At 42.3% G+C, this 23,270-nt stretch carries 26 protein-coding genes and 1 pseudogene; 4 read left to right on the forward strand and 23 right to left on the reverse strand.

The window, feature by feature from the left end:
* Positions 1 to 6 precede the first annotated feature (6 nt).
* The 7 genes from RZO55_RS10735 to pduA are packed head-to-tail and all read right to left on the reverse strand — an operon-like array spanning position 7 to position 5,348.
* A complete protein-coding gene (locus tag RZO55_RS10735) occupies positions 7 to 1,479 on the reverse strand; it encodes an acetaldehyde dehydrogenase (acetylating) (RefSeq protein WP_318064277.1) in 1,473 nt (490 codons plus the stop codon).
* Positions 1,479 to 2,243: a flavoprotein gene (locus RZO55_RS10740; protein WP_318064278.1), complete on the reverse strand. Its 765-nt coding sequence runs from the start codon at positions 2,241 to 2,243 to the stop codon at positions 1,479 to 1,481. Before RZO55_RS10740 ends, RZO55_RS10735 begins: the two co-directional genes overlap by 1 nt.
* Positions 2,244 to 2,250: 7 nt before the next feature.
* The gene (gene eutJ / locus RZO55_RS10745) at positions 2,251 to 3,105 is read right to left on the reverse strand and encodes an ethanolamine utilization protein EutJ (RefSeq protein ID WP_318064279.1); all 855 of its coding nucleotides are present in this window, start codon (positions 3,103 to 3,105) and stop codon (positions 2,251 to 2,253) included.
* A gap of 15 nt (positions 3,106 to 3,120) precedes the next feature.
* Positions 3,121 to 3,753, reverse strand: a complete 633-nt coding sequence (locus RZO55_RS10750; protein WP_318064280.1) for a phosphate propanoyltransferase — start codon at positions 3,751 to 3,753, stop codon at positions 3,121 to 3,123.
* Positions 3,750 to 4,232: a BMC domain-containing protein gene (locus tag RZO55_RS10755; RefSeq protein WP_318064281.1), complete on the reverse strand. Its 483-nt coding sequence runs from the start codon at positions 4,230 to 4,232 to the stop codon at positions 3,750 to 3,752. Before RZO55_RS10755 ends, RZO55_RS10750 begins: the two co-directional genes overlap by 4 nt.
* Positions 4,233 to 4,259: 27 nt before the next feature.
* A complete protein-coding gene (pduB, locus tag RZO55_RS10760; protein WP_318064282.1) occupies positions 4,260 to 5,045 on the reverse strand; it encodes a propanediol utilization microcompartment protein PduB in 786 nt (261 codons plus the stop codon).
* Positions 5,046 to 5,063: 18 nt separating this feature from the next.
* Positions 5,064 to 5,348, reverse strand: a complete 285-nt coding sequence (gene pduA, locus RZO55_RS10765) for a propanediol utilization microcompartment protein PduA (RefSeq protein WP_104437222.1) — start codon at positions 5,346 to 5,348, stop codon at positions 5,064 to 5,066.
* A gap of 315 nt (positions 5,349 to 5,663) precedes the next feature.
* On the opposite strand from pduA, the gene RZO55_RS10770 reads away from it, so the two are divergent.
* Together RZO55_RS10770 and RZO55_RS10775 are read left to right on the forward strand one after the other, a co-directional pair.
* The gene (locus tag RZO55_RS10770) at positions 5,664 to 6,884 is read left to right on the forward strand and encodes a sensor histidine kinase (RefSeq protein WP_318064283.1); all 1,221 of its coding nucleotides are present in this window, start codon (positions 5,664 to 5,666) and stop codon (positions 6,882 to 6,884) included.
* Positions 6,885 to 6,904: 20 nt separating this feature from the next.
* Entirely contained in the window at positions 6,905 to 7,645 is a 741-nt protein-coding gene (locus RZO55_RS10775; protein ID WP_318064284.1) for a response regulator transcription factor, read from the forward strand.
* 114 nt (positions 7,646 to 7,759) lie between these two features.
* On the opposite strand, the pseudogene RZO55_RS10780 reads toward RZO55_RS10775, so the two are convergent.
* From RZO55_RS10780 to RZO55_RS25800, 3 genes and pseudogenes are all read right to left on the reverse strand, one after another.
* A pseudogene (locus RZO55_RS10780) lies at positions 7,760 to 7,888 on the reverse strand (NAD-dependent epimerase/dehydratase family protein); the annotation flags it as partial.
* A gap of 20 nt (positions 7,889 to 7,908) precedes the next feature.
* Positions 7,909 to 9,018, reverse strand: coding sequence for a phosphotransferase enzyme family protein (locus RZO55_RS10785; protein ID WP_318064285.1), 1,110 nt, complete (start codon positions 9,016 to 9,018; stop codon positions 7,909 to 7,911).
* Positions 9,019 to 9,166: 148 nt separating this feature from the next.
* Positions 9,167 to 9,331, reverse strand: a complete 165-nt coding sequence (locus RZO55_RS25800) for a hypothetical protein (RefSeq protein WP_336624286.1) — start codon at positions 9,329 to 9,331, stop codon at positions 9,167 to 9,169.
* A 164-nt stretch (positions 9,332 to 9,495) separates the two neighbouring features.
* Between RZO55_RS25800 and RZO55_RS10795 the strand changes: the two genes are divergently transcribed.
* Entirely contained in the window at positions 9,496 to 10,410 is a 915-nt protein-coding gene (locus RZO55_RS10795; RefSeq protein ID WP_318064286.1) for a helix-turn-helix domain-containing protein, read from the forward strand.
* 201 nt (positions 10,411 to 10,611) lie between these two features.
* Entirely contained in the window at positions 10,612 to 11,457 is an 846-nt protein-coding gene (locus tag RZO55_RS10800) for a MerR family transcriptional regulator (RefSeq protein WP_318064287.1), read from the forward strand.
* A gap of 91 nt (positions 11,458 to 11,548) precedes the next feature.
* Here the strand turns inward: RZO55_RS10800 and RZO55_RS10805 are convergent, their stop codons facing one another.
* The 13 genes from RZO55_RS10805 to RZO55_RS10865 form a co-directional block, all read right to left on the reverse strand.
* Positions 11,549 to 12,490 (reverse strand): ACP S-malonyltransferase, encoded by a 942-nt coding sequence (locus RZO55_RS10805; protein ID WP_318064288.1) that lies wholly within the window; start codon positions 12,488 to 12,490, stop codon positions 11,549 to 11,551.
* A gap of 174 nt (positions 12,491 to 12,664) precedes the next feature.
* Complete coding sequence (locus RZO55_RS10810; protein ID WP_318064289.1) at positions 12,665 to 13,297, reverse strand: PIG-L deacetylase family protein; 633 nt, start codon at positions 13,295 to 13,297, stop codon at positions 12,665 to 12,667.
* On the reverse strand, positions 13,297 to 14,163 hold the full coding sequence (locus tag RZO55_RS10815; RefSeq protein ID WP_318064290.1) for an NAD-dependent epimerase/dehydratase family protein: 867 nt from the start codon (positions 14,161 to 14,163) through the stop codon (positions 13,297 to 13,299). The genes RZO55_RS10810 and RZO55_RS10815 overlap by 1 nt, the downstream gene beginning before the upstream one ends.
* Positions 14,160 to 14,801 (reverse strand): 4'-phosphopantetheinyl transferase family protein, encoded by a 642-nt coding sequence (locus RZO55_RS10820; RefSeq protein ID WP_318064291.1) that lies wholly within the window; start codon positions 14,799 to 14,801, stop codon positions 14,160 to 14,162. The genes RZO55_RS10815 and RZO55_RS10820 overlap by 4 nt, the downstream gene beginning before the upstream one ends.
* Before the next feature lie 64 nt (positions 14,802 to 14,865).
* Positions 14,866 to 15,867, reverse strand: a complete 1,002-nt coding sequence (gene rfbB, locus RZO55_RS10825; protein ID WP_318064292.1) for a dTDP-glucose 4,6-dehydratase — start codon at positions 15,865 to 15,867, stop codon at positions 14,866 to 14,868.
* A gap of 2 nt (positions 15,868 to 15,869) precedes the next feature.
* Complete coding sequence (locus RZO55_RS10830) at positions 15,870 to 17,096, reverse strand: beta-ketoacyl-[acyl-carrier-protein] synthase family protein (protein ID WP_318064293.1); 1,227 nt, start codon at positions 17,094 to 17,096, stop codon at positions 15,870 to 15,872.
* Positions 17,097 to 17,106: 10 nt separating this feature from the next.
* On the reverse strand, positions 17,107 to 18,213 hold the full coding sequence (locus RZO55_RS10835) for a 3-hydroxyacyl-CoA dehydrogenase family protein (RefSeq protein ID WP_318064294.1): 1,107 nt from the start codon (positions 18,211 to 18,213) through the stop codon (positions 17,107 to 17,109).
* A gap of 7 nt (positions 18,214 to 18,220) precedes the next feature.
* Positions 18,221 to 19,618: a B12-binding domain-containing radical SAM protein gene (locus RZO55_RS10840; RefSeq protein ID WP_318064295.1), complete on the reverse strand. Its 1,398-nt coding sequence runs from the start codon at positions 19,616 to 19,618 to the stop codon at positions 18,221 to 18,223.
* A gap of 14 nt (positions 19,619 to 19,632) precedes the next feature.
* The gene (locus RZO55_RS10845; RefSeq protein ID WP_318064296.1) at positions 19,633 to 20,745 is read right to left on the reverse strand and encodes a 3-oxoacyl-ACP synthase III family protein; all 1,113 of its coding nucleotides are present in this window, start codon (positions 20,743 to 20,745) and stop codon (positions 19,633 to 19,635) included.
* Positions 20,746 to 20,762: 17 nt separating this feature from the next.
* The gene (locus RZO55_RS10850; RefSeq protein WP_318064297.1) at positions 20,763 to 21,467 is read right to left on the reverse strand and encodes an enoyl-CoA hydratase/isomerase family protein; all 705 of its coding nucleotides are present in this window, start codon (positions 21,465 to 21,467) and stop codon (positions 20,763 to 20,765) included.
* Positions 21,467 to 22,084, reverse strand: coding sequence for a hypothetical protein (locus tag RZO55_RS10855; protein ID WP_318064298.1), 618 nt, complete (start codon positions 22,082 to 22,084; stop codon positions 21,467 to 21,469). Before RZO55_RS10855 ends, RZO55_RS10850 begins: the two co-directional genes overlap by 1 nt.
* Before the next feature lie 4 nt (positions 22,085 to 22,088).
* Complete coding sequence (locus tag RZO55_RS10860) at positions 22,089 to 22,538, reverse strand: acyl-CoA thioesterase (RefSeq protein ID WP_318064319.1); 450 nt, start codon at positions 22,536 to 22,538, stop codon at positions 22,089 to 22,091.
* Positions 22,531 to 23,268, reverse strand: a complete 738-nt coding sequence (locus tag RZO55_RS10865; protein WP_318064299.1) for an enoyl-CoA hydratase/isomerase family protein — start codon at positions 23,266 to 23,268, stop codon at positions 22,531 to 22,533. Before RZO55_RS10865 ends, RZO55_RS10860 begins: the two co-directional genes overlap by 8 nt.
* Between the last annotated feature and the right edge of the window lie 2 nt (positions 23,269 to 23,270).

Below are 23,270 nucleotides of genomic sequence, written 5' to 3' on the forward strand. Positions count from 1 at the left end.
ATCCTCTCAGATTCCGCTCAGTATCCGGCGTACCAGATCTTCCACTTCTGCACTTGGTATAGAAGTTTCGACCTTCTGCTCCATCTTCACACAGCCACAGGCTGGGATCTCCCTTTTCATTTCTTCTAAGGAACGCACTCCATAAGCGATACGGCGTATATTGATCAGGTTCGCCGGCCCGATGTTATCCGATGTGGAACTGCCTCCAACTGCACCACAGCCTAGTGTCAGGGCCGGAACAAGATTGGTGGAAGCTCCGATTCCGCCGAGAGTAGCAGGGGTGTTGACCAGCAAACGGGATACATTCTTCTTCAAAGCGAACTCACGGATAATATCCTCATTCTGGGAATGAATCGTCATGGTGTGGCCTTTTCCTTCATTGTTCAAGATTTCCATACAACGCAGGCAGGCACTTTCCCATGTGGGCTCCGTGTAAAATGCCAGGACTGTTGTTAGTTTTTCCCTGCTGTACGGATTTTTGTGAGAAACTGTATCCTGGAATGAAACCAGAACCTTTGCGTCACCCGGTATCTCAATGCCGGAAAGCTTTGCCAGTTCCTGAGCACTTTTTCCAACAATCACCGGATTCATTGTCATATTGGAACGAAGCAGAAATCTTCCCAGTTTTTCGGACTGCTCTTCTGTCATAAAATAAAATCCCTGACGCTTCATCTCTTCCACGATCGTATCTTTCATCTCTGCTTCCACCACAACAGATTGTTCCGACGCACAGATTACACCATTGTCAAAGGTTTTGCTCTCTAAAATCTGGCTTACTGCCTTTTTCACATCTGCACTGCGCTCAATAAATGCGGGGCCATTTCCTGGTCCTACCCCTATGGCCGGAGTTCCTGAACTGTATGCCGCTTTCACCATGGCTTCTCCGCCTGTAGCCAGAATCAAACCAATATCCTTATGCTTCATCAGGGCATTGGTGCCATCCACAGTCGGGACATTGATGCACTCGATTAATCCCTCTGGTGCTCCTGCTGATACACTTGCATTCTGAAGAATTTTCACGGTTTCCCTGATGCAGTTTACAGCAGATGGGTGTGGAGAAAATACAATTGCATTTCCTGCCTTTAAGGCAATCAGGGATTTGAAAATAACCGTTGATGTTGGGTTTGTAGATGGAATTAAGCCGGCAATGACTCCCATTGGTACGCCTACTTCCATCACTTTCAATTCTTTGTCATCACGGATCAATCCAACCACTTTCTGATCTTTCATTGCCTCATAGACATACTTGGCAGCAAAAACATTTTTAACTATCTTGTCTTCCCATTTCCCGTACCCGGTTTCTTCTTTTGCCATCTTTGCCAGCATTTCAGCATTTTTAAGTGCTGCTTCCATCATGGCCTTTACGACCTGATCCATTTGTTTCTGGGAAAACTCCTGATAAGACGACTGTGCTTCTTTTGCTTTTGCCACCTTATTTCTAACCTCCTGTATGCTTTGGAGGTCCTTATCATATTCCATCACGGCTGATTCCCCTTTTTCTTTTCAATAATTTCTACAATAATGTTCTTTTCGTTTAATGCTTCTCTTGCCAAAGGAGTGATGACACTCCTGGAAGATACTCGGACCCTCTGTCCCGGTCGGAACCCCTGTGCATCTTTCATGGTCAGCACCTGAAATACCTCTAATGATTGTTCTGGTAAATGGTTTTCTGAATAAATGGGGATTTCCGGATAAAGCATCTTCTTCAACCGGGAAGAAAATTCCTCCCGCCCAATCAATATGGCTCCAAATTCGTTCCATCGCTCCTCATAGCCAGCCATCATCCGATTATAGGACTCATTGAGATTCATCCCTGTTTCCCTTGTATGTCCGCTATTCGGACTGCAGTTTTCCGTCACTGCAAGAATGGGAATCTTCTTCATAAAGCCAGCTGCAATCGCCATGGAAACTAAGTTGTCCTGAATTCCCATTGCTCCCTTTGCCAGAGTATTTCTGGTTAATACCGGAATAATGATTATGTTAATTTCATTTATTTCTCGATATAATGTCTCCCCATCCAGAATATAGCGTGAGTCCAGCCTGTCTTTGATTTCACTGGATGCAAGGCTTTTAAAAGCCGGAGTCACCGCTATTTGGGCTTCTGTCAGCAGCAGCTCGTCTACCATCGTCTGATATTCCTGATAATCTGCAGTACCTCCAGTCAGCAGAACCAATGCCTTTTTATCCATCATTGGCAAAAGACTTTTTAAAATATTTCTGATAATTTCTTCTTTTTCCATCATTTTATTACTATGCCTTCTCTTTCACAGATGGAATTGACATAGCAATTCCTATGGGTGTCACCAACAAAGGATTTTTCGGTTTATAAACTGCAATCCCCAGATATTTTTGAAAAACTGTCTCAATTCCCTTTACGCAGCTGGTTCCTCCTGCTAAATAAATGGGCCCCTCCTGTTCTTTCATAAAGGAACGGGTAATGTGCGCCATTTTTTCCATAACAGGCTGAATCATGGTAAAAACCTGCTGATAGTTGTCCTGGCTTTTTTTGTACTGCTCCGCCTCTGAAAAGTTCAGTTCCATGGCACCGGAGATCACTAAAGTCATGTGAGTTCCACCGGTGGGTTCATCCATGGAATATAAGATCTGGCCATCTTTTACCGCTGAAACACCGGTAGTACCGCCGCCTATATCCACGACAATTCCGTCCCTGATTCCCATCATAACGGCGGCAGCTTCCGGTTCATCAATTACATGAGTCACATGAAAACCTGCATTTTCCACCACGTTACTGATCACCTTTGTATTTCCGGTTATGATACCTGGCGGAATTGCGGTCGCTGCTTCTTCCAGTTTCGTGCTCAACCGTTTTTCCAGTCTGCTTTTTAGTTTTTCCAGTATCCGGACAGCATCTATGAATTGCACCACAATTCCGTCCTTCACTACGTTGGCTGGCTCCATTTCAAATGCTACCGGGCGGTTTTTCTGGTCTAAGACCGTCACCACAATATTCGAGGTTCCCAGGTCCACGCCTACTTTCAGAGGCAGCACAAATTGTTTTAAATCTATGAATTCTTTTTTGGAAGTTGCATTCATTTGGAGCAGATATTCATTCCACCGATCCATTTCAGTCTGCTCTCTGATCATATATTACCATCCCTCTCACTTAATCAGCTGAACAACGGCATCTGACGGGGTTCCTGCAGCATTGGCCTCATCTGTATCAATGTGGAACTCCGGCGCGGACTGCTCCGTTACCCGGATTACCACATGGTGCATGGTATAGCCTCTTTCACCCGGAATTTCTACAGATACCGTATCACCGTCATTTACCTGAAAATGCAGGGCATCCGCAGGACTCATATGGATATGAGGTTTCGCAACAATAACGCTCTCCTTCATCACCATCATCCCCTTTGGCCCGATTACACAGATGTCTGCTGCACCACTCAAATCGCCGGAAAGACGCACCGGTGGGTTTACACCCAATGAAAATGCATCCGTACGGCTGATTTCAACCTGGTTTTGTTTTCTTACCGGACCAAGCACTCTTACATTTGAAAAACTGCCTTTTTTTCCGGCAATGCACACAGTTTCCTTTGCTGCATACTGCCCGGGCTGTCCAAGATCTTTTGCCTTTGTCAGCTCATATCCCTTTCCAAAAAGGATCTCCACAGACTCCCTGGTCAGATGGATATGACGGTTTGACACTCCCAGTGGTATTCCACTTTCCGCCGGCTGATTCTCCACCATAGACAATATTGCTTTTACAGTGAATTCCTGATGACTGGTCATGTTCCATTTCCTCGCTTTCCTCTTGCATGAATGCACAATTTCTCCATTTGTCCCTTTTCTCTTGGACACTTGGGGTCCTTGCACAGATTGCAGGTATATGCTGGATTTTTTTCATTCTCAGATTCGCTGTCTGCTATCTTTTCTTTTTCCTCTGCCGGTTTTTCACTGGATTCCACCTGTGTGGCTTCTTCCACTTTCGCAGATTCTTCCGTCATAAGCCAGCCCTTAAGCCCTGCGGACAGCCGGGGTATTACATGAGCAGATACTACTGTTCCGACTTTTTCTGCATTTACCCGTGCTGAAGTGACTGCCGCTTTTACAGCTCCCACATCACCGCAAAACTTTACAGTAAAATAGGCTCCTGTGGCATTCTCTATGCCCACCAGAGAAACATTTGCTGATTTAAGGCCAGTATCTGCCGCTTCTACCGCCGCAAGCAGACCAATTACTTCAATTAATCCCAGCGCTTCATCTTTCAAAATGCTCTACCTCATTTCTGTGCCATTTTACAGTGTGGGAGTCGTAACAGATACTGGATTCTGTCCCATACCACGAAGAACGGAAAGTCCCACATCCCTTGCAGCCAGCACAGACTGTCTGACAGCTCCTGAATCGCCTGAAAATGTCACAATAATCTCATTGGAAAAACATGTGCCTGATGCAGGGCTTGCATATGTAACAATATCAACATTTGCTGTTTTCATAGCCATATCTGCCATAAGAAGTCCTACTGCTGCCGGTGCTCCTACCGTAATTCCAAAAGCCTTTCCTATGGGAGCATTAAATGCCTTATTGAGCGCATAACTTGCGCGGGCAGTGTAATGAAGCTCAATATGCCCTGCATCACATCCATACACATTACCAAAGTTTGTATCAAGAGACGACAGCATAATTTCTACGGCACGTCTTGCGTCAGATACATCTTCTGCTGCAAATATAATCGTACTTCCATGTCCTGCTCCGCCTTTTGTATCACGGCAGAATTCTACGCTCACAACTTCTGTGTTTGTAGCTTTTACTGCCTCATCGGCTGACATCACATGAGGTGCCCCACCTGTTCTGGAACTCACGATACCGATGGAACGATACTTGGGATCCAGCTTTAAATTTTCATGCAGATGATACTCCAGATTTGCAATTACCAAGCCAACTGTATCCCCAATTCCGGCACCTACAAACTCAGTGAGATTGCACTGAGTTAAAGCAGCTGTCTCCACTTTTTCTGTTGTCTGCTCTTTATTCTCAGAACCAGTAACAGAACTTAAAATCTTATCTAATAAATCCTTATCCATGATCTACCCTCTCCTGAATTATTTCTCCTGAAATTTTGGTAACATTTTCTCCACATCTGTATGTGGTCTTGGAATTACATGAACAGATACAACCTCACCCACACGTTTTGCAGACGCAACACCTGCATCAGTGGCTGCCTTCACTGCACCGACATCCCCCCGTACCATTACGGTTACTAAACCAGAGCCGATTTTTTCATAGCCGATTAAAGCCACATTTGCGGCCTTTACCATTGCATCTGCTGCCTCAATTGATGCAACCAATCCTTTTGTTTCTACTAAACCTAATGCTTCCTGTCCCATTTTATTACCTCCAGATTTTTATTTTTATCTATGCAATCATGCAAATGGCATGTTACATTTTCACAAATAAAAGTGTTGATTCCCTGTTATCATTATCAATATTATCACATACATTTGCGTTCCCTTAGGATTTCAGGAAGTAGTTCTAGTATTTTTCCCATCTGTGATCTGGTATTATTTCTACCTCTTTTTTTAACTATCCGCTATTTAAGGGATACTCAAGGTGGGAAAAATACCACTTCGTAAAAGTGAATTGAAAAGACCAGTCAACTATGTTATTATTTTATATATCTAAAATGAGGAGTTGAGTTTTTCATGAATCCAGAATTTGATCTTTTACTCGAGAATTTAATTGACTTTGATGAATTCAGCAAAATTCAATCTGAGCTGTCAAGTATCGTAAGCTTTTCTGTAGTAACCGTTAATATCGATGGGAAACCATTTTCTTCTCTTAGTAATTTTTCTACATTTTGCCAGTTAATCCGTACTTCTGAGGCGGGCCGACAGGCCTGTATATCATGTGACTACTACGCTTTGAAGCATTCACTTGAGATGAGGCATTCGATTGTGTACGATTGCCACTGTGGTTTAAGAGACTGTGCTGCTCCCATTATTGTTAACGATGTTCTTTTAGGCGGCGTTTTAGGTGGACAGGTTTTGATTCATGAACAGGACAGGGCATTAATTGATACAGAAAAGCTGGCAAATAAATTTCATCTATGCAAAGAGGATTTAGACCGGACAGTAGCAGAAATTCCTGTTGTTGCAGAAGACTATATCCAGACATGTCTGAAGTTTTACAGTTTTTTTGCCGAATATATCGCAGAAAAAAGCTATAAGACCATCATCCAACAGCAACTCAATCATGAAACAATTGAGCGAATCCGCCAACAGCAGATTGCTTCTGCTCAGACCTTAAAAAGGATTCAGGCACAGATGAATCCTCATTTTCTTTTTAATGCCTTAAACTCCATCGCACGTACAGCACTTCTTGACGGATCTGAAGAGACAGAACAGCTGATTTATGATTTATCTAATTATTTGCGTTATACAATCAAAAATACTTCTGATACTCCAACCATTGAAGAAGAACTGAACAATTTGAATTATTACCTGAATATACAAAAAGCACGTTTTGGGGATAAGATTGCCTGCCATATTCATGCAGATGAAAGCATCAGAGACTGCCGCATTCCCAGCATGACCCTTCAGCCTTTGGTTGAAAACTCTTTCATTCATGGTTTAAAAGACTGTATGGCGAATGGAATTATAAGAATTGATATTTCAAAGACGAATAAAAATCATAAAAATGATATTTTAATTCAAATTTATGATAATGGATGTGGTATTTCAGAGGATATCATTGAATTGCTGCAAACAGAAGAAAATATTGATAACCCTGCCTCTGGATTAGGATTAATGAATACACAAACCCGTATTAAAAAATTATACGGTTCGGAATACGGAATAACCATTGACAGCAAAGTGTACACTTATACTAAAATTGATATACTTCTCCCAGTCACTTACCGTTAGCACTAAAGGAGGTGGATTGTATGTATAAACTTTTAATATGCGAAGATGAATCATTGGAAAGAAAGGCCCTGAATCTAATTATTCAGCGTCATTATCGCAACATTCATTTAGTTGGATCTGCAACCACCGGTTTTGAAGCGATTAAGTTAGCTCATCAGCATTTACCAGATATTATCCTGATGGACATTGATATGCCTCAATGCAATGGATTAGATGCGCAAAAAGAAATTTGTAATTTTTTGCCTAATGTAAATACAGTTATTATCACTGCTTACAATGAGTTCACTTATGCACAACAGGCAATAAAATGTGGTGTTATTGACTTTTTGCTAAAACCGATTGCTCCAAATGATCTGTATAACTGCCTCGACAAAATATTAGGATCAATGAAAAAAAAAGATACTTCCCCTACTGTACCGCCTAAATATACAGATTATATTCAAGAAATACTAAATTATATTGATTACCACTTTTTAGACGATTTGAATTTAAGTGACCTGGCTTGTGAATTCAATTTAAATGAGAAGTATATAAGCAGATATTTTAAACAAAAAACAGGAACTTCTTTTACGGAATATATAATAAAACTGAAAATAGAACGTTCAAAAAATATGCTAAAATTCTCTGATGCTCCCATTTATGAAATTGCAGCGGACTTAAATTTTAATGATGCTTCCTACTTTACAAAAGTTTTTCAAAAACAGGAAGGTATTTCTCCCTCTCAATATAGGAAAAATGCGGGGAACTTCCAGATTGTATAAATACTAATCCCCATATAACCAAAATGGTTCCTGAAGCGTAGGTGTTAAATAGAAGTGTATTTAAAAAGAGCCTTATAAGTTCTTATGAACAATTTCTTTTAAAACGGGTAAAACATGGGCTCTCATGGTCTCACACAAAATAAGGGTTCCGGTAATATTGTTATGGTAATATTCCAGCTCCAATAGCTCCACACAGGTATGGCTTCCAATATATCCGGCACCCCCTGTCACCAGTATTTTCATCCTTTATCCCTATTCTTTCTCTATTGAAATTTATTTATAATTTCTACCATCTCCACCCACTTCTTCTCCATATCTGCTACCAGAGCAAACTGGGTTCTGGCCCTGTCTAAGTTATGGTTATTCCTGCTGGTGTGAAAATAGGTATCTCCCTGAAGGTAATCCGTTAAAAAACGCATACCACATTCATAAGTCATTAATTTGGCGCCCATAGGCAGCATTGTCCTTTCCTCTGCCGTCAATACCTCTTTGCAGCCTTCCAAATAGCCTTTGGTATAGATTTCAAACAATTCCAAGGATAAGGATGCCCTGCTGGAATCCGGATCATCCTCTTCGGCCGTATTGGCTCCGAACCGGATGGCATCACCGAAATCAAAAATAGAGAGCCCAGGCATAATAGTATCTAAGTCAATGGCACACAAGCCCTCGCCAGTCTTGTCATCGATCATGATATTGTTGAGCTTGGTATCATTGTGGGTTACACGGAGCGGTAGCCTGCCTTCTCGCAACAGTTTCATTGCAGTATCTGCCTCGTTCTCCCTGTTCAGCACAAAATTTATCTCTTTCCTGACCAGGTGTGCCCGGTTGCAGACATCCGCTTTGACCGCTTCCTGAAAAGCTTTTAAGCGAACCGGCGTATTGTGGAAATTTAAGATGGTTTCTGTCAGTTCTTTGGCGGGGTATTCTCCCAGTCTGCGCAGGAAATGACCGAAGGCTCTGCCGCTCTGGTAAAAGTCTTCCGGATTTCTCACCTTATCGTAGGTAGTAGCTCCCTCAATAAACAGATACCCTCTCCAATAGTTTCCTTCGCTGTCCTGACAGTAATCCTTCTCATCCCGCGCCTTAACAATATTTAACGTCTCCCGGTCCGGATCCCCAGCCTGAGCAATGATCGTCTCACGCAGAAATGAGGTGACACCTGAGATGTTTTTCATAAGAGTTACAGGATCCTTAAATACCTCATGGTTGATTCTCTGGATGATGTAAGGCTTTATCACTCCCCTGTCCTTGCAAACCAGACGAAACGTATCGTTAATATGACCACTTCCATATCGCTCACATGAAATCATCTCTCCCTCGAAGGCCAGCAAACCGATGGCCTCTCCGATCTTTTTACATTGTGCGTCTCCCATTACTGTTCCTCCCACAGTCTTTCCGGATAAATACCGGTTTTCTTAAGTTCCTTGATGGCATTCACCACTGTTTCTTTATCTTCTTTGTAAGTGACGCCGTACCAACGGTCCACGCTCTTCAAAACGGTAATTCGTCAAGCTCTGTAAATTAGCCCACCATGGTATACTGACACTTCTCACCGTCGGAAATTTCCGACAACTGATTGTATATAGATACAAAAGCGCTTTTTCCATAATAATCTATCTGTTTTAATCCTCCATAACGGCTGCCCATACCTGCAGCCATAATCACCAGAATCGGTTTTCCATTCATTGCTGTTACCTTCTGAAATATATTACCCTCAGTATAATGAATATAGCTCAAAAAATATTTGCACTATCTATTATTTTATTTGCATGATCGTACTCTTCTTTCATTCTTACATGAGAATGTGATATACTAATTAAAAGAACGAACATCAAAAGAGAGGATAACCCATGGCCTATAAAAGCACTTCACTCCGCCCCTCAGCCGTCATAAAGAAAATTATAACCGTTCACTATTTCGAATACATGAGCAACTTCACTTTTCCCGGCGAAAGCCACGACTTCTGGGAATTTGTCTGCGTTGACAAGGGCGTCATTGACGTGATGGCAGACGGGAAACGGATCCCTTTAAAGCGGGGAAACATCATCTTCCACAGTCCAGGGGAGTTCCATAACATACTGACCAATGGGACGATTGCCCCCAACCTGGTGGTAGTGGGATTTGAATGCAATTCTCCCTGCATGAAAGCATTTAAAGGAAAAATTTTGTCCGTTCAGGAAACGGAAGCAGCTCTGCTGGCCCAGATTATCATAGAAGCCCGGAACGCATTTTCTGGAAGGCTTGACGATCCCTATCAGGAAGAACTGGCCAGACGGCAGCCAGTCGGTTCCTTTGGCGCGGAACAGCTCATCGGCAATTATCTGGAAGAGTTGATCATCCACCTCTATCGTAAGTACAATTCCAATGTGGAGCAGATTCTCACGGAACGCCCGGCAGAAAGTAGAATCCATGGAGATATCCATAACCGAATCGTCCGCTACATGGAAGAACACCTAAGAGAGCATCTCACCATTGAAGCCATTTGCCGTGACAATTTGATCGGGCGATCCCAGCTTCAGAAAATATTCCGGGAATCCCACGGCTGTGGCGTCATCGATTTTTTCTTAAATAAGAAAACGGAAGCGGCCAAACAATTAATCCGCAACAACCAGCTGAACTTTACGGAAATTTCAGACTGCCTGGGTTATAGCTCCATTCACTACTTTACCAGGCAGTTTAAAAAAATAACCGGAATGACCCCCACCGAATATGCCTCCTCCATACGTTCCCTTTCAGAAAAGGCACCAGAAAAAGGTTGCTCTTAAACGCTGAGAAAATTTTTATCTGTAAGTATCAAACAAAATCGTGTATAAAAAGTTTAGAATGAAACGAATTGTATTATTCATTATTAATAAGCCGGCAGGAGGATAGATCTCGGTATGTAACTCCAATATTCAAAAAATCTATTGACTTTCACGGAACGTCATAGAGTATAGTTATCCTATCAAGAGCAGGAGGACAGATATATGAAAACAGTAAAGGAAGTATCAGCACTCACCGGTGTCAGCGCGCGCACGCTACACTATTATGACGAGATTGGATTGTTTGTACCCACAGACAAAAGTGAAGCTGGATACCGGCTTTATGACGATAAAGCCTTAGAAATTTTACAGCAAATATTGTTCTTTCGTGAGTTTAATATTCCTCTAAAAGATATCAAAGCCGTCATGAAAAATCCCTCTCTTGATAGAAATCAAATTCTGCAAATGCAGAGAGAAATGCTGGTTGAAAGAAAAGAACGCATGGAACGCTTGATTGCCAGCATAGATAACGTTCTGAAAGGAGACAATAAAATGGATTTTTCGGTTTTTACCAAAACAGAGATCGAGAAGATGTTTCAACTTATGTTCGACAGCATGCCGGAGGAAATGCGCCAAACGGCCATTGGTGAATTTGGCAGCATAGAACGCTGGAAAAAGCATTATATTGAAGTCGTATCGTCAGAAGATATGCAAAAACGCTATGCAAAAGTAGTTGAGTGGTATGGTGGGAAAGACGCTTATTTATCTACCCTCAAAAATCCGATCAGTAAAGAAGTTGCCGAAAGCTACAAGAAACGGGAGGATACAATTCGCCAAAAGCTAATCGGTAAACGTGATTGTGATCTCAATTCTTTTGAAGTCAAGGAGATTATCGGTGAATACGGTTTCGTTATGAAACAGGTCTGTCAGATGAAAGAAGAAAAAGGTCTGATGCTAGCGGTTGCACAGTCCTACCGAAACAAGCAATGTCAACAAGCAATTGATCAACAATATGGGGAGGGTGCAGCAGAGTTCTTCGCACAGGCAATAGAAGCGTTTTATTATGATTGAATTCCCTTTCATCAGTAGTTTATAAGCATAATGAAAAACCGCAGCCCCAGCCTCATGGTCAGCCAACATTTTTTATCCTTTTAATACGCACCTATACCCCTATAGTGACATGACTGGCAAGGTCTTTGCTTACGGTGTCAAAGGTATCGAACCGGCAGGTATCCTCTATGGATCTTGAGATTTTAGTCAATCCCTTTCCAAGCCCTGCCTCAATAAAATGTCTGATTCCTGACTGGGAGAGTGCGGTAATTAAGCTCCCCCACTTCATGGTGCTGTACATGTTCCGTATCAATTCTTCCGAAAGATCCTGAGCTTTCCACAAGATGCTCTGATCGATGGCTGACACCACTGGAATGGTGGAATCAACCACTTGGATCTTTGCTGTGCTGACTGATAAATCCCGTTCCGGTCTATGATACAGAGGCGTGTGAAATGCAAATTTGGAATCAATGGCATAAATATTGAGAGCACCTCTTTCCGCTGCCAATTCGCATACCTGCTGAATAAAATTTTCATAACCTGATATTCCAAAACAATAGGGATTATTTTCGCAGGCGATAAACACCTTGTCCTCACACTGGCTATCCTTAATGATCCGGACAAGCTCATCCTTCTCAAACCCGATGATGGTTGCCATCCCCTCCTTTCTGCTTTCTTTCCGGTTGATTTCATAGAGTAAAAAGGCCCCATCCTCAAACGTAATGGCATGACTGCAGGCCAGTGCCGTTATGAGCCCCATGCTGTACCCAATCAGATAGTCCGGAACCACGCCGTGGGAGGCATACCACTCGTATATGGCATAGTCACAGGTGTAGATCGTCAGCCAGTTATAGAAATTACTTTCTGTATCCAGGGGATTACCATTAAGATAGACATCGATATCCAGTTCATATCTGTCTTTTAATATGGCTGACAGCTGTCGGATTCTTTCTCTTTGCTTCTCGGGAATCTTATGGATTATCTTCCGGTAATCCGTACCGATTCCGGCAAACATCATTGCCATACTGTCATTCTTTTCAAGGCTACGTTCCATAACTGTCTCCTATATCTTTATGTTTCCGACTGGTTTTGAAATAGATTTTATTTGTCCGCCTGTCCCATATAAACCAGCTGACGGATGATAAAAAAATAGCTGTGGCACACATTGATAACAGTTTTATTCCTTTTAACACCACATCCACACTCCTCTCCAATCATGTAATTTCATTTATAAGATTTCCCGGTATAAATAAAATGCTTCCGCATAGGCCGTATTGATTTCCGCTCCCCGATATCCTGCTACCAGTCTGCTGGTGTCTAAGGTTCTGGTCTGGGCATTATTTTCTGTAGAATATACAGAAAGAGCCGCCATCTTATCCTCGATCTCATCGCTGATATCTACATAGTAATTGGGATCAAACTTCTGTGTGGAAGCAAATATTTCATAGAATAATACTTTTTTTAAAAATGGGGTCTTTGATGGCCGGCACCAGACCATGGCCGCCTGGGAAACAATCCGGTGATCCGAATTCATATCCGCATCATAATGGCAGTATAAAACTTCCGGCTTTATCTCAAAGATGATCCGCTCCAGAGACGTTACAATATCCAGCTGGGGTATGGTATCTAACATGATCAGGGGATGGTCTGCAAAAAATATCTCCTGTATTCCCAACACTTCTGCCGCTTTTTTTGCATGAGATTTTCTTGTGCTTATAAGCGCTTCATCAAAGCGCCTGGAAAAACCCGAACTGATAAACACCACAAAAACCTGGTCTCCTGCTTTTGTATGCTTTTTTATGGTTCCTCCGCATCCTAACACTTCATCATCAATATGGGATGCTATTACCAGTACTTTCATTATTCCGTTCCTCCATTTAGTGACTCATAGTAATCCTCTAGTATATTATTCATGGTCTTTAATGCCTGAAATGACAACCTCTGTCGTGCCTTTTCAGCACAAACAAGGGAAGGAGCCTCTTCTTTCACTTCCTTTATGACCAGGGAAGACTTAGAATCACATAGTTTAAGTATTTTATTTACCAATTGAAGCATGGTCATACAATCCTGTGGGGCTAAGTTAAAGATCCCGCTGCAAAAAAAATCAAGGCACTGACTAATGGCCATCGTAAAGTCAGTTACATCAAGTAACTGAATGATCTTAGAAGGAGATACGGAAAGCTCCAATGCTTCATGATTTCTTGCCCTGTCAAAGAACAGGGGAACTACAGCAATCTTTTTTTGCCCGGCTCCGGAGATATTAACAGGGCGGAGAATCATCAGCTTCTTACAGGGAATCAGGCTCTGGCAGAGAAGCTCCGCTTCATATTTTGTCTCAGCGTAATTTCCCACTGGAACGACAGGAGATTCCTCTGTGATGAGCTTACCTTCCCTCGCGTAAACTGCAGCGGTGGAAATGTAAATAAACCTGGAATATCCGCAGGATTCAATGAGATTTTTTGTTCCTTCCACATTTATCCGGCTAAAGATCCGGCTGTCGATATCGGCTCCAATAGTAGTACGGTTTAAAGCAGCCAGATGTATAACAGCATCAAACTCCCGATCCAGCTGAAATTTTTTTGTAATATCCACCGTGTAATATCCGTCCAGGTCATAAAGGGAAGACGGCTCCCTTCCCAGCCCATAGATCTTATGTCCGGCAGACCTTAATCTGGAAAAAAGATACCCACCCACAAAACCATTGATGCCTGTGACCAGCACATTCATATTTCTTCCTCCCGATATGCAATTGCAATCTGATTGTCTTCTCTTGTGATCCACTGTATTTTAAGCACTGCGTTATAAAAATCCAAAGGCAGTATGGTACAGGAAAGACCCACATCAGCCGGAAGAGAAATTTTTGTCAAATCAGCAGTAAGGCCCAGTGAGAGCGCTTTTATGACTGCTTCCTTCATGACCCAGGTTCTGCAAAACATCTGGTACTGCTTCCTTGCAGGAAGGCTCTGATAGCAGGCTGATTCTTCCGGAGAATAGAGGGATTCCATGATCTCATACTTTCTTTTTTGGAAGGAATGTGCTGTTTCTATATCGATACCTACCTCCCGATTCCTGTCTGCAATCAGAATCAGATATTTTCCGCAGTGGGACAGATTAAATTTCAAATCAGTGACCGGTTCTAAGACGGAAGGTTTTCCGTAGGAATTCCTGTAAAATTGTATCTTTCCCGGAAAATAATTCAGATAACTGCTTATTATCATTCTGGTCAGGGAACGCCGGAGCATCACTCTGTTTCTTGACTGTGGGATTGTGATCAGTTTTAACCGTTCTTTCTCTTCTTCCGACAAATAATTTTCATAAGGAATCTCACTTACTGCCCTGCATGCGTCTAAGTCTGCCAGATACACGTCTTCTTTTAAGAGAATGACTGCCCTAAGTTTTATAAGTGTTAAAAGACCGTACACAGCACTCTTAATTCCAATATCCTTTGAAGTAGCGCTGATCCATTCCGCCTCTTAATTTTTTCCAGTACTCTGGGTGGCTTACATACCAATTCACAGTCTGGGAAAGCCCGGAGAAGATATCAAATTGGGGCTGCCAGCCAAGAGCCCGGAGTTTGTCTGTATTTAAGCTGTAGCGAAGATCATGGCCCGGTCTGTCGTTCACATAGCGAATCAGAGATTCATCTTTTCCCATAAGAGACAAGATCCGTTTCGTCAAATCTATATTTGTGACCTCCTGGGCTCCGCCTACGTTATACACTTCTCCGTTCGTGCCATTTTTTATTACCTGACAGATTCCGCTGCAATGATCTTTTACATAGAGCCAGTCTCTGATCTGACTGCCGTCACCAAACACAGGAACCGGAATTCCTTCATAAAGATTGGTGATAAACAGAGGGATCACTTTTTCCGGATATGCGAACGGTCCGTAGGTATTGGAAGCCCTCGTGATACAGACAGGAAGTCCATAAGTAGCAAAATAGCTGTACGCCAGACGATCTCCCCCAGTCTTTGAGGCAGAATATGGGTTTCTGGGCTTTAATTCAGAAGTCTCATAAAAACTTCCTTCCTGAATCTGTCCATACACCTCATCCGTGGAAATTTGGATGAATTTCTCCAGTGTCTCCCTGTTTTTCAATGCATTCTCCAGAAGTACGTATACCCCGATCACATCGGTCATTAAAAAATCCCGGGTGTTTCCAATGGAACGATCCACTGCAACCTCAGCTGCAAAATTAACCACTATATGGATGCCCTCCATCAGTTTTTCTACCAGCTCAGAATCGCAGATATCTCCTTTTACAAACTCAAAATCTTCCCGGTCCATTACATCTGCCAGATTATCCATATTACCGGAATATGTAAGCTTATCCAGTACAGTCACATGGATATCGGTTTCCTTCTCATATAAATATTTCACGAAGTTTGAACCGATAAATCCGGCACCGCCAGTAACTAAATATTTTTTCATCCTCATTCTCCTTCGTATTTTCTATATAATATGCTGGCATTGTGTCCTCCAAAGCCAAAGGAATTAGAGATTGCCATGTTTACCACTTTTTGAACCGGAACATTGGGTACATAATTTAAATCAAGTTCCGGGTCCGGCTCCTTATAATTGATGGTTGGGGTAATGATTCCCCGTTCCATTGTCAAAACTGTAACAATCCCCTCAATCACTCCCGAAGCTCCCACCGTATGCCCAATCATGGATTTGGCAGAGGATACGTAAAGATTATCTGCATGAGAGCCAAAGCAGGATTTAATGGCCATGGTTTCGTATTTGTCGTTTAAATAGGTGGAGGTTCCGTGGGCGTTGATATAATCAATGTCTTCCGGATTCACTCCTGCCTGGTCCATGGCAAGTTTCATGGTTTTTGCCATCATGACACCATCTGCTTCCGGTGCTGTGATATCACCTGCATCGCTTGTAATGGCGCATCCACCTACCTCCGCATAGATTCTGGAGCCCCGCTTCTTTGCATGCCTTTCAGATTCCAGGATCATAATGCCGGCTCCTTCACCCATAACAAATCCATCCCGGTTTTTGGAGAAAGGACAGCAGGCAGTTTCCGGCGTCTCATTCTTTACGGAAAGGGTCATGATCTGGTTAAATCCCCTGATATAGTCTTTTTGTATGTGGGAATCGGCTCCCCCTGTAATGACCACATCTGCAAAACCCGACTGAATCAGCTGCTGCCCCAATGCAATGGCATAAGCAGATGAAGCACAGGCAGTGGATACATTAAAATTGGGTCCTTTGAGACCGTAGCGGATGGAGATCCAGGCGCTGGGAGCATTGGGCATGGATTTAACAATGCTGTTGCTTGATGACTGTTCTTTCTCCACATCACCGTAAGCAGTAGTTACAATCCCCAAAATTACTGCTACACGGCTTCTGTCACAAGCATCAAAATCAATGCCGCTGTCTTTGACAGCCTCATCTGCTGCCACTATTGCCATCTGAGTTAAGCGGGTCATCTTGCCCCGCTCTCTTTTTTTTATCAGCTCTTTTGCCTTTTCTAAAAAGCTGTCGTCTGCCTGAGCAGCAATCTTTGTTTCTAATTCGGAAGGATCGAAAAGCGTAATCGGTTTTACTCCTGAAGTTCCCCTGATCATCTTACAAAAGCTTTCCTCCATGGTATTTCCTAAAGCATTTATCATTCCCATTCCTGTAATTACAGTCTTGTTCTCTTGCATGCATACCCTCCTAACGTTCACGATATACCTTAAAATCTGCCGGAAGCAGCAACGGATCCAGAGTCTTTTCATATTCTGCCATTAAGGTTTCTAAAAGCATCTTCTCTTTCAGTTCCTTATAAAGAAATTTTAGTGAAGCAGATAAACCTAATACTTCCTGTACACTTTCCTGAAACTGCTTTTTATCTAAAAGAGGATCTTTCATGTACCGCGCAGCTTCATTCAGAAGAAAGGACAGGAATCTTACCCCATATACCTCATAGCACTCTTCCCGGTTTTCAATACCAGCAGTATCTTTCTTACCAATGTCTTCTAAGGATAATAGTCCCTCTCCCCGTCTTCCGTCTTTCCCCTGTTTCATCAATTCCGTTACTTTTAAAAGAAGAGGCTGATAAAGGACAGAATGAAGTTTGTCCGGCAAATTGGCCAGACACTGAGAGATGATCGGAAAACCAGTCGAATCTACCATTTCAAAGATTCCAAAGAGCAGCACCTGCTTTGTGATCTGGTCAAGCTCTTTTAAGGTCAGTTCTCCTTCTAATGACAGTTTATAGGTGTATGCAGCCAGTGAGATCAAAAGCTTTGATAACACCAGGCGGTTTTCTCCCCTTAATACCAAAGGTTTTCTTTCGGTCATAGAAAGGAACCTGACCATTTCTTTCACTGTCTCCTCACTTGTATCCGGGCCTGCATTTACTTCTGCTGTGGAGATTAATTTTAATGGATAGAAAAAGTGGAGCCCCAGGCACCGCTCTTTTGCCTTTTCATAATAAAATACACCCGTTACGTCAAGAGAAGAGGAATTTGTGGCAAAGATACAAGTATTTTTTACGATCTCTCCCAGTCTTTGAAACATTTCCTGCTTCACGGATAAATTTTCAATCACAGTCTCTATGACAACATCACAATCCGCTAAGTCATACAGGCTGTCTGTGATTACGGGAGTTTCCTTTCCCATAAGCTGTGGGTCTCGTTTTAATATTTTCTGTGTTCTCTTTGTGATCTTATCTATTTGCTCCGGATTTTTGGAGACCAGTATGACACGGCACTCATACCCTATTAAGGAATAGAAAAGATCCTGTCCCATTCTTCCTGATCCAACGATTCCTATTGTCATTCTTTTCCTATTCTACCAGCAGGTCACTTCCGTATTTAAGGCGATATTCATCTCCTGCAATTTTGCTGGTTTTATATAGTTTTCCAACCTGTTCATAAAATTTCGGTTCCGGCAACACGGTTTCTACTACTGCATTGGTTAAATTGTAGTAATCCAGGTTATAATTAACGATGTCTTTTTTCATCGTCTCATAAAGTTCTGTTCCCGGAAACGGAGTAAGCACTGTAAACCCGGCATGGTAAATGGGATTATCGCTTACAAACTGTGCCACCCGGTCAAAATCTGATTCCACATATTCCGGTCTTACAATATAATTCCCGTTAACCAAAATCCCAAGACTGTTCAAAAACTTTAAGGCACTGGAAATGTTCTCGATGGTATTTTGTTTATTATAAGCTTCTAATTCTTCATTGCTGGTGGCTTCTAATCCGCAGATTGTGATACGAAGCCCTGCCTTAACGGCAAGTTCAATAATATCCGGATGCCGGATCACCGTATCCGTCCGCACATCTGCCAGATAATAATGGTGATTTAATCCCTCTTCAATAATTCTGGTAAATAAAAGTCTGGCCTTATTTATATCACCAAAGGTATTGGCATCACAGAAACGGATAATGGGATATTCATCCATTGTCTTTAATTCCCGGATAATGCATTCCACATCTTTATGAAAATACCGGCCGCCCGTGGTCTGCCAGATGCTGCAAAAGTTACATTTGTGGGTACACCCCTGGGAGGTGCTGATATAGTGGATCTTTTTCCCCATCTGCCGAATGGTATAATTATATTTATCCGTCAGCTTCCGGTTTGGCATAACCGTATCCAGAATATGCTGCTCCTTAATTTCCTCCGTACTGAGACTGCAGATGGACTGGGTATAGAAAAGGCTTGTCCCTTTATTTAGTCCAAGTCCTGGAATCTTACTGAAATCTGCCAGCCAGCCATCTGCCTTAAACATCTCTATCATCTTTTTAAAGCTGTATTTTCCAATTCCAACAGTAACAAGATCAGCGTTTGAGCCTGCAAAAGAATCGGGGCAGAGGGTAGGGTGTATGCCGCCTGCCATGGTTAAAATGCTCTTATTGTATTCTTTTGTGATATTTAAGATTTTAAGTACCGAATTATACTGGGCGGTAATGCAGGTAACTCCCACGAAATCAGGTGAAAACCTTTTTAATTCTTCCACATATGCCTGGGCAAAATCATATCCGGGTATATTATCTTCTTCTGTCTTTTGATCCAGGATCACCACTTTATCGTCTGGTACCATGCTTGCCAGTTCATTTAAAGCAAGAGGCGGACCGACCATGACCCTTCTTCCAAACGATTTTCTTACGGCCTCGTCAGCAAAATCAAACATACGGAAAACTCTGGGAATGGGAGGATTTACCAATAGTATTTTCATTTCGTTTCCTCACTTTATATTTTTCTTAATGTAAAACCTGCCTGCATGAATTTGCTTACCTCCATGACAAAGCTGAAAATCAGATCCCCGTTCTGGTAGTTGTGCTCCTTTAACAGATTGTCAATGGAAATTAAAGCGGCGGGAGGACCTGCATATCCCACATCTTCGATGGCACTGTAAAACTGGTCTTTGCGGATACCCAGGCCAAGGCATTCTTCAATAATCAGCTCTCTCACAAATTTTGAGGGCATATTTACTACAAAATGCTTTAAGTCTTTTAAGTCAATGTTTTTTTCGTTTAACATACGAACCAGGGCATTATAAAAGATGGATTTTCCATTTTCCTCCATCGCATAGTCCCGCATTTCATTTAAATAAATCTGACGGATATGATGGTAACCATTCTGATAATCCTCTTTTGGATTGGTCCAGTGATAGGGATAACTGTTTCCCATGGCTGACTTCTTTTTGCTTCCTGTTGATTCAAAGTAGGTATCTTCCAGATAAAGCCCTTCCTTTTCATCCTTTGCCGCGGAAAATACCATGGCACCGGCCCCGTCACAAAGATACCAGCGCAGGAATATGTCCTCTTTGGTGATAAGCGTCTGATTATAAAATTCCGGGATAAAGCAGGAACTTGCCACACTGGAGGAAATCACAAGAGCATTCTTATATTCCCCTGAAGCAAGCATGACATGGGCAAGCTTAATTGCTTTGTAGATGGAGGTGCAGTTGGAATGAATGTGAATCTCTCCGCACATATCAATCCCCAGCTCTTCCTGTATTCTGGTGGTAATAGGCGGAATCTGATGGGAATACGCACCGCCGTATATTAAAAGATCAATATCCTTTGGCAAAACACCGGCTTCTTCCATGGCCTTTTTAGCCGCTTTGACGGACATGGTTAAATTGTCATCCGTAAATGTCCTTGTCTGATTGTCAAAGGCATAGTAGCAGTGATTGATCCCAAGCATCTCTTTAATAATTGGCTGGACTCTTCCTGCCCAGTTTCTGATCTTTTTAGGCGCCTCTTTAAATTCTCCCAGATAATCATTGATTTCGTCAAAATCAATGGGATTTCCCGGAAGGTATGTACCTGCGCCGGATAGTTTTACATTGATAGCCATCGGATGGACTCCTCTCTCTAACTAAAATAGTATTCTTTAAACCCATCTAAAAAATGAAACCGGTTGGCAAAATTATAATCACAACGATGTTCGTTGATAAAAACAATGAGCTTTTTTGCATAATCCAGGGAGCTTTTTCTAGGTACCAGAAGATCAATCATTCCCAGCTTGTCCGCTTCCTGGGAATCAATCAGGCTTCCTTTTACGATCATTTCATAGGCATGAAAAAAACCGGTTTCCTCCGAAAGCCTCAAGGTTCCATTTACCCCAGGCAAAAGCCCAAAGGCAGATTCCGGCAATCCAAGCCTGGCACCTGACTCACAGATTCTTATATGGGAAGATAACGCCAGCTCAAATCCGGATCCAATGCAGAAGCCCCCAATGGCGCTTACCACCGGTATCTCCATACGAAAGAGTTTCTTAAAGCTTTCTTTGCAATCCACATACCATTCCGGATAATGTGTTACCACATCATCTTCTACTATGGTATGAGAGCTGATAAAATCTAACAGCTCTCCAACATCTGCCCCGGAACTAAAATGTCTTCCGCTTCCATATATAATGATCCCGGACGCATTTGTGGACAGGGCATATTCCTTTATGACCTTTGAAATCTCTAACAGAAACTGGGATTTCATTTTATTGGCTGGAGGCATATTAATGCAGATATATGCAATGCCTTCCGATTCTTCGTATATAATAGTCTCAAATTTATGTCTCATTACTTGGTATCTTCCTTAGTTTTTATAAGTGCCAGTTTACAAAAATAACCTGTCTCAGGATCGGTGGTGAGTTTTTCTCCTGACAGACAGAAATCTTTGTAGGCATTCATACAGCTTTTAATCCCGTGAAGCTGTTCTTTCGTCCGTTCCAGAGTAAGGTCTGACATTTGTGTTTCCAAGTCTTCCTGAAAGCTTTCGTTCCTTAACATGGCATTGGCAAATCCATATTCTATGAGTTCTTCACGATTTATGATCCTGGCTTCTTTTCCCAATGAAGCTTTGGGTGCGAATAATATCTGCAAAAAATGAAGACCTCTCCTATGCTTTGGATCATACCGCATAGCCCCCTGTCCGGCGAGAAAGCACAAATCAAATACATACATTCTTTCGCAAAGGCTCATAGTAAACTCACAGTCAATGACTAAAACTGAAATGATATAAGGATCAAGAAGAACTTTTTTTACCTGCAGAAAATCTCTGTCCGGTATTATACTGAAACACTCCTTTTTCAGGTGCAGGATTATAATGTTCCTCTCTCCTGTCTCAATGGCTCCACTTACAAAAGGTGCCAGATCCCTTTCAGTTCTGATCTGGCAGATTAACATACGGTTATCCATCAAATCATTCCCCCCTGTGGGCTATGACTGGTTCTTCGGCTGAAAACATCTCTCTGATGTGAGGCGGGATATCATACACAATCCGATCCTCGGACACAAGAAGCATTTTTACCTTTGCTTTCATCATGGTGTTTTTTTGACCGTTACACACCGCTTTATGGTCTGATACAATATAATTGTTTTCTATCCAGTAACGGCTGTTTATAACAAACTGGTCAAACAGCCGCAATTCTTTGATATATTTGACATTCACCTCTATGACAACCGGATATAGTTTCTCCCGTTCTAAGTCCTCCATCATGGAAAACTCACGAAAGAAATTCCAGCGCACGGTTTCTAAATAATTTAAATAAACCGAATTATTTACATGTTTGAAAGAATCCAGTTCATGACCCTGAACTTCAAACCAACACTGATTGGTTAAAATAATATCATCTCCTGTCCAGTCAGATATCCATAGTTTTTAGGAGCTCTGCAAAATATCTGCTTTCATTCTCGTACATGGGCAGACAATCGGCCCCTGACTGATCCATCATATGATCGAAATATTCCATTTGTCTGGCAGAGCAGCGGTTGGCCAGCCCCTCGATCAGTTCCACCGCTTTCGAAAACGCTTCTTTTTTTCCGGTCGTCTCATCCACCAGTCCCAGACGCAGTGCCTCCTGACCTGTGATCATATCTCCTGATAGAATCAGTTTTTTTGCTGCTCTTTGTCCGATCAGCTTTGGAAGTCTTATGGTTCCTCCAAATCCAGGCAATAAGCCCAGGGTAACCTCGGGAAAGGAAAGCAACGCTGATTCGGCCGCCAATCGGTAATTGCAGCTGAGGGCAATTTCAAGACCGGCCCCAAAACAGGCCCCTTCAATCGCTGCCACCGTGATAAGCCGCAGATCTTCTATGCAGGATAAGATCTTCTTCCCCTCATTCAGCTCTTTTTCAAGTACCTTTGGACAATCTTTATACGCCCTGATCCGCTCTACATTGGCACCTTTGCTGAAGTTCCTTCCATTTCCAGTGATAATCAGTCCCTTAAAGGAATTACGATGCAGCCACTGTTTCAGTTCTGGAAGATCCAGAAAAACGGCATGATCCACCAGATTATCTCTTCCATTATGAAGTCTTAATACTCCGATATACTCTCCCACGGTATCAAACTCCACCATGGGAGCAGACTCTCTGTTCATGA

Origin of the sequence: Clostridium boliviensis (assembly GCF_033342255.1) — a bacterium.
Classification (GTDB): Bacteria; Bacillota; Clostridia; order Lachnospirales; family Lachnospiraceae; genus Lacrimispora; species Lacrimispora boliviensis.

What these genes read in the sequence shown, in the direction of transcription:
- RZO55_RS10735 (WP_318064277.1), bottom strand. Translation starts at nt 1,479, where the DNA reads ATGGAATATGATAAGGACCTCCAAAGCATACAGGAGGTTAGAAATAAG.
- RZO55_RS10740 (WP_318064278.1), bottom strand. Translation starts at nt 2,243, where the DNA reads ATGATGGAAAAAGAAGAAATTATCAGAAATATTTTAAAAAGTCTTTTG.
- eutJ (WP_318064279.1), bottom strand. Translation starts at nt 3,105, where the DNA reads ATGATCAGAGAGCAGACTGAAATGGATCGGTGGAATGAATATCTGCTC.
- RZO55_RS10750 (WP_318064280.1), bottom strand. Translation starts at nt 3,753, where the DNA reads ATGACCAGTCATCAGGAATTCACTGTAAAAGCAATATTGTCTATGGTG.
- pduB (WP_318064282.1), bottom strand. Translation starts at nt 5,045, where the DNA reads ATGGATAAGGATTTATTAGATAAGATTTTAAGTTCTGTTACTGGTTCT.
- pduA (WP_104437222.1), bottom strand. Translation starts at nt 5,348, where the DNA reads ATGGGACAGGAAGCATTAGGTTTAGTAGAAACAAAAGGATTGGTTGCA.
- RZO55_RS10770 (WP_318064283.1), top strand. Translation starts at nt 5,664, where the DNA reads ATGAATCCAGAATTTGATCTTTTACTCGAGAATTTAATTGACTTTGAT.
- RZO55_RS10775 (WP_318064284.1), top strand. Translation starts at nt 6,905, where the DNA reads ATGTATAAACTTTTAATATGCGAAGATGAATCATTGGAAAGAAAGGCC.
- RZO55_RS10785 (WP_318064285.1), bottom strand. Translation starts at nt 9,018, where the DNA reads ATGGGAGACGCACAATGTAAAAAGATCGGAGAGGCCATCGGTTTGCTG.
- RZO55_RS25800 (WP_336624286.1), bottom strand. Translation starts at nt 9,331, where the DNA reads ATGAATGGAAAACCGATTCTGGTGATTATGGCTGCAGGTATGGGCAGC.
- RZO55_RS10795 (WP_318064286.1), top strand. Translation starts at nt 9,496, where the DNA reads ATGGCCTATAAAAGCACTTCACTCCGCCCCTCAGCCGTCATAAAGAAA.
- RZO55_RS10800 (WP_318064287.1), top strand. Translation starts at nt 10,612, where the DNA reads ATGAAAACAGTAAAGGAAGTATCAGCACTCACCGGTGTCAGCGCGCGC.
- RZO55_RS10805 (WP_318064288.1), bottom strand. Translation starts at nt 12,490, where the DNA reads ATGGAACGTAGCCTTGAAAAGAATGACAGTATGGCAATGATGTTTGCC.
- RZO55_RS10810 (WP_318064289.1), bottom strand. Translation starts at nt 13,297, where the DNA reads ATGAAAGTACTGGTAATAGCATCCCATATTGATGATGAAGTGTTAGGA.
- RZO55_RS10815 (WP_318064290.1), bottom strand. Translation starts at nt 14,163, where the DNA reads ATGAATGTGCTGGTCACAGGCATCAATGGTTTTGTGGGTGGGTATCTT.
- rfbB (WP_318064292.1), bottom strand. Translation starts at nt 15,867, where the DNA reads ATGAAAAAATATTTAGTTACTGGCGGTGCCGGATTTATCGGTTCAAAC.
- RZO55_RS10830 (WP_318064293.1), bottom strand. Translation starts at nt 17,096, where the DNA reads ATGCAAGAGAACAAGACTGTAATTACAGGAATGGGAATGATAAATGCT.
- RZO55_RS10835 (WP_318064294.1), bottom strand. Translation starts at nt 18,213, where the DNA reads ATGACAATAGGAATCGTTGGATCAGGAAGAATGGGACAGGATCTTTTC.
- RZO55_RS10840 (WP_318064295.1), bottom strand. Translation starts at nt 19,618, where the DNA reads ATGAAAATACTATTGGTAAATCCTCCCATTCCCAGAGTTTTCCGTATG.
- RZO55_RS10845 (WP_318064296.1), bottom strand. Translation starts at nt 20,745, where the DNA reads ATGGCTATCAATGTAAAACTATCCGGCGCAGGTACATACCTTCCGGGA.
- RZO55_RS10850 (WP_318064297.1), bottom strand. Translation starts at nt 21,467, where the DNA reads ATGAGACATAAATTTGAGACTATTATATACGAAGAATCGGAAGGCATT.
- RZO55_RS10855 (WP_318064298.1), bottom strand. Translation starts at nt 22,084, where the DNA reads ATGGATAACCGTATGTTAATCTGCCAGATCAGAACTGAAAGGGATCTG.
- RZO55_RS10865 (WP_318064299.1), bottom strand. Translation starts at nt 23,268, where the DNA reads ATGAACAGAGAGTCTGCTCCCATGGTGGAGTTTGATACCGTGGGAGAG.